Below are 8,711 nucleotides of genomic sequence, written 5' to 3'. Positions count from 1 at the left end.
CTCAGCAACCGGCCACCCGGATCGGTGACCACCTGCACGTTCATCCCGTGGCGGCGGAACTCGTGTGAGCAGTCGGTCCGCCCGTCGCCGACACGGCCGTACTCGGCGAGAGTGCCGTCCAGCAGGACGTAGTCCGCATCGGCCTCACGCAAGGACCCTCAGCAGACCCGGCGCACGTTCGGCGAGCCGGCAGATGACCGCGCTGGTGCAGGCGTGCGCGGTGGACTCGCTGATCCCGAACCCGGCAGCGATCTTCGCGAGGGTGGCGTCTCGCGCAGGTACAACCAGTGCCACCATCGCGCGCTGGGACGGACGGAGCTTGCATCGCCGGCCACCCTCTCGGGTGACGACGAGCAGGTCACCCACTCCACGAGCGCATGGGACAGGTCGAGCCGGCAGGATAGAAGACCAACGAGGCCCCCGAGCAACATGGTTGAGACGTCAGACATCTCGATCAACAGCCCGAGGGCCTCGCTCGTTACGCCTCGTGGACCGTCAGATGGCCAACCCGAAGAAGCTCAGTGATCGGTGGAATGGGAGGACACAGGTCCGTGCCTGCGCCCCGGAAGTCCCCCGTCGAGCGACGTGCGCGAGGGTTCCTGGCCCGTTCGCCGCGCCCGTCGCCGGGATCTGCAGACCAGGAAAGGCCGCCTGGCGGTTCGCTTCGCGCACCGAAGTGAAGTTGCTGCAGGGTGCGGTCGATGGCGGACCTCTGGCAGGGGGCGTCAGCCAGGCGGCCGGAAGACAAATCCGAGGCGGTCTCGCCACGTTGTGGCGTCGCGTACGTCGCGCAGCAGGACCGCGTACTCGTGGAACTGGAGCCGCACTACATTGCTCTTCCTCCCCAGACGGTGTGGTGAGCCCGTACGTCGGCCGATGTATCTCGGACTGGAATGTCCGAAGAGCCGGTCCCAGACGATCAGGATGCCTCCGAGTGGTCGAGGTTGATCGTGGCGCTGCCGGGGTGGACGCGTGGTGCGAGGGGGTGTTGAACATGAATTCAATGGGTCTAGGCACTGCGTCGCAAGCCACCCGCCCCAGTGCTCGTAAGTACGGCGTACTCATGCGTGGCTGCGCGAACTTCGCAGATGCTGGTCATGCTCCCAGCCCTCAGGGTGAGACGTGCGACGAGCGGAAGATCACCGGGGAACTGTGACCCAAGCCATCCTCCGATATCCCTTGAAGCCTGCCGCCCTCTCGGCATGCCCTACAGGACAACTGGCTATTCAGGACGGCTGCATAGCATTGCGCATGAAAAACAGCTAGACACACGCCCTCCGGATAGCGACCTCGGCCGCTGAACTACAATAGCTGGCAACTGCGGGGGCGACATTCATGGATATTTGAAGCCCCCCCATGGTGGGGTGGAGACAATCCCAGCCCCCCAAGGAATATTAGTGCATATTATTCTCATCGCGCAAGAGGGCAAGAAGTCCCTGATGGCCAAGTGGGCCACACACCATAAAGAGTTTCTCGCCAGCCAACGACTGACTGCTACCGGGGGGACGGCCGAGATCCTTCGCAGTATCGGCCTCACTGTACGAGCGCTCGACTCCGGCCAGCTGGGCGGCGACGTCCACGCGGCGCACATCGTGGCCTCTGAGCAGCCTGGCGCCTGCTTCTTCTTCCGTGACCCACTGGCCTGGCCCGGCCACGACGCCGATGCCACAGCACTCGTACGCCTGGCAGTCCTTCACGATGTGCCCCTCGCCATGAACCAGGCCACCGCCGACGCGCTTGTGGCCTCCTTCCGACCGCCAGCAAGAGAACCACACGACCACCCAAAGCCGGTAAACGGCCAGGCAGCTACGCCCATGACAATGACACGTCGAAATTGCGGCCCTTCAGCAGGCGCTCCTCAGCGTAACCAGCGGTAAGTGGCAGATCACCTCGGAGCCTTGAGCCGGGTCGTGACGCGGATCTTCCTCTCGTCGGGCACCCTCGACCGAGACCCCGCATCAGCTGGGCGACGGTGCACTGGGCCACCGGTATGGACCCGTAAAGGTCTGCTACTGGCGCTCGGCCGCAGGCGCCCGGGTGTCTGCCAGGCAGGTGGGGTTCAACTCGCCGCCCGGATAGGGAAAGTTCATCAGGACTCGTCCCATGAGGCGGGAAGTCGTGCGGGGGATAGGCCCACTGGCAGTCGGTGCGATCCACGTACAGGATGGCGTTGATGATCTCACGAAGTCGTGCCGGGGCGGTCGGCCGAAGTCCGGAGTCGGGCAGATCACTCGGATATGTAACGACGAGCGGTCTCTCAACCCCCTTGTGAATTCTCTTTCTCAAGAGGGGCCCCTATGTGAAGGCGCGGGCGACGCGAAATGAGCATCGATTACTCATGACAAATCGATGGTAAGCCTATCAAGATTTATTCGATGCGTCGAATGAATTGGTGGTCGTTTGCTATTGGTGATCATTCTGATCTTTTCGAAAACGAGATCGATGAGGAGTCGGTGGCCATAAATGCGGCGGCCTATGACCACCATCGACTCCGTGAGACGAGGAACCGTGCCATGACCGCCGACGAGGATAAGCAGTATCGGCTGCGGGCGGCGATCCGTCGTGCTCCGCGTACGGTCGCGGGGGCGCGGTCACGGCTGCGGGCGCAGCGGGATCTGGCGGATGCTTGGCGCAGGATGGGGGAGTACCGTCGGGCGGGTCTGCTGTTCGCTTTGACGCTGCGGGCGGCGGAGCATCTGGAGGTGCCGGACGGGCTGTTGGTGGCCTCGATCTGCAACCAGTGGGGCGTGCTTGGCAAGTACACTGGCCGCTTTGTGCAGGCCGAGGGGTTGTACCGGCGGGCGCTGGCGGTCTACGAGCGGGTGTACGGGGGCGAGTGCGATGCGGTGGCCACCATCTGCCATAACCTGGGTGGTCTGGCGCATGCCCGGGGTGCGAGCGCGGAGGGTGAGCCGTGGGCGGCTCGGTCGGTGGAGATCCGTGAGAGCCTGCACGGCCTCGACCACCCACGGGTGGCTGCAGACCGGGCGGCCTGGGCCGCCCTGCTGGATGGTTGTGGCCGTCTCGATGAAGCCGAAATCCAGCTTCGTGTCGCTCTGGAGATCTTCGAGCACGCCGACGGCGACCAGCGCTACGAGATCGCCGTCAACCGGCACAACCTCGCCGCCCTCTGTCATCGCCGAGGCCGCTACGCCGAGGCCATCGACGGATACCTCGAGGCCCTCGCTGTCAAGGAAGCCCTCCTTGGCCCCCGCCACCCGGAACTGGCCACCACGCTCACCGGCCTCGCCGGCGCCCACCGCCGGCAACACCAGCCTCGCCAGGCAGCGCTGCACTACCAGCGCGCCATCACCCTCCTCACCGGCCGAGTCACTCCGGGCCACCCCGTCCTCAGGGCCGCCCACCAGGGACTCATCCACGTGCAAGAAAACCGCCAGGCACAACAACACATCGGCACCACACCACGCCCCCACCCTGGCCGTGAAACACCCACGCCAGCCACTCCAGAACATATCGAGCCGGAACGGTTTGATCGCTTATGAGCAATGCACTGGCCTGCGTCGCGATTCTCATCCGATCTGGCGGGGTGCAGGCGGCACATGCGTAAAGAATGGTCCTGTTATTCACTTCACGCGGCAACTACCATTGCATTTTCCTGCGACGTCACCTTGAAGCACCTGAGTTCACCCCAGCTCATGACAAAGTGGATCATTGGCCTACGTAAAGTCGCATATCTTGATCGTGACTCATCATCCGGCGCCTACGGCACGCGAATGCTGCTGGATTTCGGATCCGGCTCGCGCCAGCCGGGGACATTCCACGGAGAGGTGCTGGAGGATAGCGAGCGACTGCTGATCCGCCGCTACCGGCCCAGCTTCGGCGGTGACAGCCACGAGCGAATCATCCAATACGACCTGGAAGACGCCGCCGCAGGCAATACCTGGCTATCCTGCTCTGTCCACGCAAGAACTATGGGCCTGAGCACCGCCATACAGAAATATGCCCAGCGAGCCGAACAGCGACACTTGGATAATTCCCTGAACCTCCTGCATGTCATCAGCGAAGACGCACAAAGAATCCCGCTCATGGCCCGCATACGCCATTCTCGCCTCATGGGGCAGCCTCTGTGAGCATTTGTGGTTTCCTAAACGAAAGCCATCGTCAAGCGTTGCGGGAACCTCGATTCATCAGGGGTTGTGGGCCGCTAAAGGGTGTTGTAACAAGGCCATGAACCGGCAGGTTGATGGGGGCGCTGGCTCGGTTCTGGTTGTGGCCAGAGCGAGGTTGTGCATGTGGGCGAGTCGCGGAGGGTCTTTAGTTCTTCATCGGCCGATCACGTGCTCTATCCGCGCACTTTCTTTCGTTAACGTGGTGCCGGCTGCGCGTGGGTGAGGATGGGGCATGACGACCTGATTCCGCACCTAGTACGAGGACGAAGATCTGTGGCTGTATTTCGAGGTCGATAACGAGGGCTCGGCGGCGCGTCATGTGGAATTCCGGGGGAGGGAGGGACTCACGACCGGTGACAGCTGCCTCTTTGGAAGAGGCGCTGCACTTGCGTGATCATGCCGATCTCGCGGAGATGGGTCGCCGGGTCGGAGCAGACGGAGGGTAACCTCCACAGTCAGGACGGCTGGCAGTGCGTACGCCGACACGCAGACGGCCGGTCGACGGCGACAGTCGAATGCGGTCTCGCCGTGTGGATGAGGCAAGCGAACTGGGCCCCGGTCGGAACCTGGTCAAGCACGAAGGGACGGTACCCAGCGGCTTGCTGTATGCCCGGGTCACAGCGCTTCCGGATGTTCTGTTCTCCGACCTGCCGCGTCCGCGGCCGGGCCCCGGCGAGAGTCTGGTAGTCGACGCACCGGCACCGATGCTGGCGAAAAGCACTGATCGGTCACCGTGAGCCGCCTTCATCGGGTGTATCCGTGCTGTGCCAGCCGGGGCAGGTCTGGCAGATCGCAGGGAACGCGGCCTGCAGCACGGTCGGGAACCAGGCGGAGAAGGGCTCCCGCCGACGTAGCCGTGCAAGTTCCCGTGCGTCGACGAAGGTCGTAGCGGCGATCTCGTCCGGGTCAGGACGAAGCGGCCCCTCGATGACCCCGGTAAACAGATGGTTGAACTCCTGCTCTACCAGGCCCGACGTGGGGTCGTCATGGACGTATGTCACCGTCCCGGCCTCTTGCAGGAGCGTGGGGGACTGGCCCAGCTCCTGCGATATGCGTCGCGCTGCTGCCACCAGCGGTGGCTCTCCGGGCAGGGGATGGCCGCAGCAGCTGTTCGACCACACGCCGGGCGAGTGATACTTGGCCGCTGCCCGGCGCTGCAGCAGCATGTTTCCCAGGCGGTCGAACAAGAACACCGAAAAGGCGCGATGCAACCGGCCTGGCGGCTGATGCGCGGCCAGTTTCTCAGCGGTGCCGACCGTGTGTCCGGTCTTGTTTACCAGCTCCAGCCGGATTTCCTCGCTGCGCACACCGCCCGCCGACGGCGCGGTGGCCAGCACAGACTCCAGTACACGGCCCTCGGCTGCCCAAGTGGGGGAGGAGATTAGGGCTTGGACAAGACGCTCGGGGTCGTCGTCCACGATGAGGCCAGCGCGATCGCCCCCGGTCAGGAACCCGGCCTCTACCGCCCGGTCGAGGAACGCCAGCAGCGGATCGAAATAGCCGTTCACGTTCAAGAGACCACAGGGACGGCGGTGCAGCCCCAACTGCGCCCATGTCCACACCTCGAACAATTCCTCGAGCGTTCCCAGCCCCCCGGGCAGAGCCAGGAAGGCGTCCGCCAGCTGCGCCATACGCGCCTTGCGTTCGTGCATGCCAGCGACGACTTCCAGCCGGGACAGCCCCTGGTGGCCCACGCCGCGGTCAACCAGATGCCGGGGAATCACTCCGGTCACCTCGCCCAGGCCATCGAGGGCTCCGTCCGCCACGGCTCCCATCAGGCCGATGCCAGCACCACCGTAGACCACCCCGATGTGGCGGGCCGCCAGCGCACGGCCTGTGCGGCGAGCTCCGTCGGCATAGCTCGGGTCGTGTCCTTGCGAGGCGCCGGAGAAAACGCACACGCACCGTACGGCCGAAACACTGCGGGCCTCACCGCTCTGCTTGAGTCCGACAGCCGAGAATTGCTGACTCATGATGGTTGACTCCTGCTCACACATTCACTTCCGATGTTGCACTGGCCCGCTGCGCCGGCATCCGTCTCCCTCGAGGGCGTATCTCCTGGCGCATGCCGGTGAAGAAGTCGGACTGCGCCCGTGCATAGCTGCAGTGTGCGTTTGTGATATCGATGACCAACTGGTTTTGCTGATCTGGGCTGAGAGCGCTGCTGCAAACGTCGCCTGGGGGTATTTCGGCTTGCTGGCACCATTCGACGATGGCGTCGAAGCCGCAAACTGACGCAATAAAGTCCCGCTGTCCCGCATGATGTCGCCATACGCGGGAGAACTCATCGATGATCGACTCACCGTTGTGGCCAGGGGAGACCATCGCCCGTACCCTCCGCAGCACCTGGCCTCGGTGGCGGTGAGGGTCATCGATACCGAGGACCTGCAGTTCCTGCCTCTCGAACGGGAAAAGACCGCTTCCATGCCAAAGTCGGCACAAAGAGACCGAGCCGCCCTCCACGATCACCAGATCCCGCGCACCCAGTTCCAATCCGCCCACGGTGTCCATGAACCGGCGGAGCCCCTCCTCGGCGGAAAGCTCCCCTGCCCCCACACTCCGCTCATCGAGATAGATGCGAGTCGTTCCGCACACCTCGGCAGCGAGGGGCCGACCACTCGCCGTAGCGATCTCGGGATGACACTGGATCCGGTCGAGGACAACCACAGGAGCCCCTGTAGACCTCGCAAGAGAAGTGGCCCGGGCGGTCTTTCCGATACCGGTGGGGCCCAGGAATACCTGCAGCATTGGCATAAGAAGATGGCTTTCTTGTGAACCGCACGTCATACGCACAAATGACCGGCGATGGGCAGTCAGTCGGTCTCCAGTAGGAGGAGATGCCGTGTTAAACGGACCAAGACAAAACGGGGTGGATATTGGTATTTAGATATATATCGAACACCTCTGGGTTGCCTGAGTATTCGATACTCAGACCCAATGTCGTGCCTCTGTTGGTGATGTTGCGCCGCCAACGGCCCATCCTCGGGATGGTCTGTCAGAAAGCAGCCGAGTCCAGCACCGGCTCGGCATAGTGCGTGTCGTAAGTGCGCACGCTATTCAGCCTCTTTTGCATACATTCGCATCGGCTTGAGTGTGCAGCCGGAAATACGTGGGCCATGGAATAGATCATCTGGATCCCCATTCATGGCCGAGTGGCGCACCCGCACCCGCGCCCGCACCGCCCCGCCCCGCCACGCCGCGCCCTTGATGTTCGGGGCGCCCTTACGGGAGATGACCTCCAGGATGCAGCTCACGGGTCCCGTGCATGAGCCGCGTTTCCTGACTGCGCAGGGGAGGGCGGTGCACAGTGTCGTCCCAGACAGCGGGGAAGGCCAGCCGCAGGCAGTCTGCGAGGGCCGGGTGTTCGATGAAGAGCGTGGTGGCGGAGCCCGCGCTGGCCGCAGGGTCGGGCATATTGAACAGGACGAGGGAGGCGTCTGCGACGACGAGTTTCAGCGGCAGTTCAGAGACGACGAAGCGGGCTTCCTCGCCCGCGACGGCGAAGCGCCGCACGTGTTCCACCGTTTCGGGGTCGCCCAGAGCTTCGTTGAGGTAGATCGCCCGGACGGTGCCGCCTGCCCGGTGGAGCTGGCGGACCACCGGGGTGCCCTCTGTGTTGTCGGCGGGCGCGGCGAAGGGCGGCTTGGAGAAGGCGAGAAGTTCGTGCCGAGCCTGCCGCTGGATGTTCGCGAAGCGCTCGGAGATCGCCTTCGATCTCGGCCTGACTCACGCTTGCCGCGTGATCAATAACCGCGTGCCCACCTTCACGGGGGAAGGCCCGCTGACGAGTTGAGGGAGAAGTGCTCTATTCCCCTGGGTAAGTCGTCAATAGCCTCATCTTCAGCCACCACTGATCGGGGTGGCAGTAGCTCAGCAGCATGCCCGAAAGTCAGCTTCACTGCGCCACCGCCAACTGAACTGATTGTCATGTACCTGACATGTCTCGTTCGTCCCGGCCGCGCCGTGGAGCCCCATCCCCCCCACGGAGGGCAGTTCATTGCGTTCTGACCACAGAAGGAACCCGATACGCGGCAGCGCGCCTGCGCTTCTGTCTGCAGCGGCTCTGATAGCGGGCGGCCTGGCTGTTGCTTCACAGTCGGCGGCTTTCGCGACGGCGGCAACCACGTCGCCCATGACTTTGGTCCGCACCCACCGGCTCTGCTCGGAGTCGAGCAAGCCTGGCTACATGGCGTGCCAAGCGGTCGTGCGTACTGACGTCAAGTCGCAAGAGTCCCTCGGTTACCACGACGCCCCCGAGGGCTTCGGGCCGGCCGACCTGCAGGCTGCCTATCGCCTGCCCAAGGACGGCGGCAAAGGTGCCACGGTCGCGATCGTTGACGCGAACGACGATCCGAACGCCGAGAAGGACCTGGCGGCCTACCGGTCCCAGTACGGCCTGCCGGAGTGCAGTACCGGCAACGGCTGCTTCAAGAAGATCGACCAGGACGGCGGCACCAGCTACCCGACGCCGGACCAGGGCTGGGCCGGTGAGATCTCCCTCGACGTGGACATGGTCAGCGCAGCCTGCCCGCAGTGCCACATCCTGCTCGTCGAGGCCAAGTCGGCCAACATGGACGACCT

6 protein-coding genes and 3 pseudogenes are annotated in these 8,711 nt (G+C 64.0%); 4 read left to right on the top strand and 5 right to left on the bottom strand.

Going from position 1 to position 8,711, the window contains the following annotated elements; genetic code table 11:
- A pseudogene (locus tag ACGFYN_RS47450) lies at nt 1-412 on the bottom strand (IS5/IS1182 family transposase); the annotation flags it as partial.
- Between the two features lie 952 nt (nt 413-1,364).
- Between ACGFYN_RS47450 and ACGFYN_RS47445 the strand changes: the two are divergent.
- From ACGFYN_RS47445 to ACGFYN_RS47435, 3 genes are all read left to right on the top strand, one after another.
- A complete protein-coding gene (locus tag ACGFYN_RS47445) occupies nt 1,365-1,877 on the top strand; it encodes a methylglyoxal synthase (RefSeq protein ID WP_393872186.1) in 513 nt (170 codons plus the stop codon).
- A gap of 498 nt (nt 1,878-2,375) precedes the next feature.
- On the top strand, nt 2,376-3,503 hold the full coding sequence (locus ACGFYN_RS47440; RefSeq protein ID WP_393872185.1) for a tetratricopeptide repeat protein: 1,128 nt from the start codon (nt 2,376-2,378) through the stop codon (nt 3,501-3,503).
- A 57-nt stretch (nt 3,504-3,560) separates the two neighbouring features.
- Nucleotides 3,561-4,091 carry a hypothetical protein gene (locus tag ACGFYN_RS47435; protein WP_393872184.1) on the top strand — a complete coding sequence of 177 codons (531 nt, stop codon included), beginning with the start codon at nt 3,561-3,563 and terminating at the stop codon, nt 4,089-4,091.
- A gap of 767 nt (nt 4,092-4,858) precedes the next feature.
- On the opposite strand, the gene idi is transcribed toward ACGFYN_RS47435, so the two are convergent.
- The 4 genes and pseudogenes from idi to ACGFYN_RS47415 form a co-directional block, all read right to left on the bottom strand.
- On the bottom strand, nt 4,859-5,476 hold the full coding sequence (gene idi / locus ACGFYN_RS47430) for an isopentenyl-diphosphate Delta-isomerase (protein ID WP_393872187.1): 618 nt from the start codon (nt 5,474-5,476) through the stop codon (nt 4,859-4,861).
- Between the two features lie 51 nt (nt 5,477-5,527).
- Nucleotides 5,528-6,103, bottom strand: a pseudogene (locus ACGFYN_RS47425) (TIGR00730 family Rossman fold protein); the annotation flags it as partial.
- A gap of 16 nt (nt 6,104-6,119) precedes the next feature.
- Nucleotides 6,120-6,878 (bottom strand): isopentenyl transferase family protein, encoded by a 759-nt coding sequence (locus ACGFYN_RS47420; protein WP_393872183.1) that lies wholly within the window; start codon nt 6,876-6,878, stop codon nt 6,120-6,122.
- Nucleotides 6,879-7,352: 474 nt separating this feature from the next.
- Entirely contained in the window at nt 7,353-7,730 is a 378-nt protein-coding gene (locus tag ACGFYN_RS47415) for a hypothetical protein (RefSeq protein ID WP_393872182.1), read from the bottom strand.
- Nucleotides 7,731-8,334: 604 nt separating this feature from the next.
- On the opposite strand from ACGFYN_RS47415, the pseudogene ACGFYN_RS47410 reads away from it, so the two are divergent.
- A pseudogene (locus ACGFYN_RS47410) lies at nt 8,335-8,711 on the top strand (peptidase S8); the annotation flags it as partial.

Source organism: Streptomyces sp. NPDC048419, from assembly GCF_043200415.1.
Taxonomy (GTDB): Bacteria; Actinomycetota; Actinomycetes; order Streptomycetales; family Streptomycetaceae; genus Streptomyces.
Note: the sequence above shows the minus strand (reverse complement) of the source record. Positions and strands in the feature narration are given on the sequence as shown.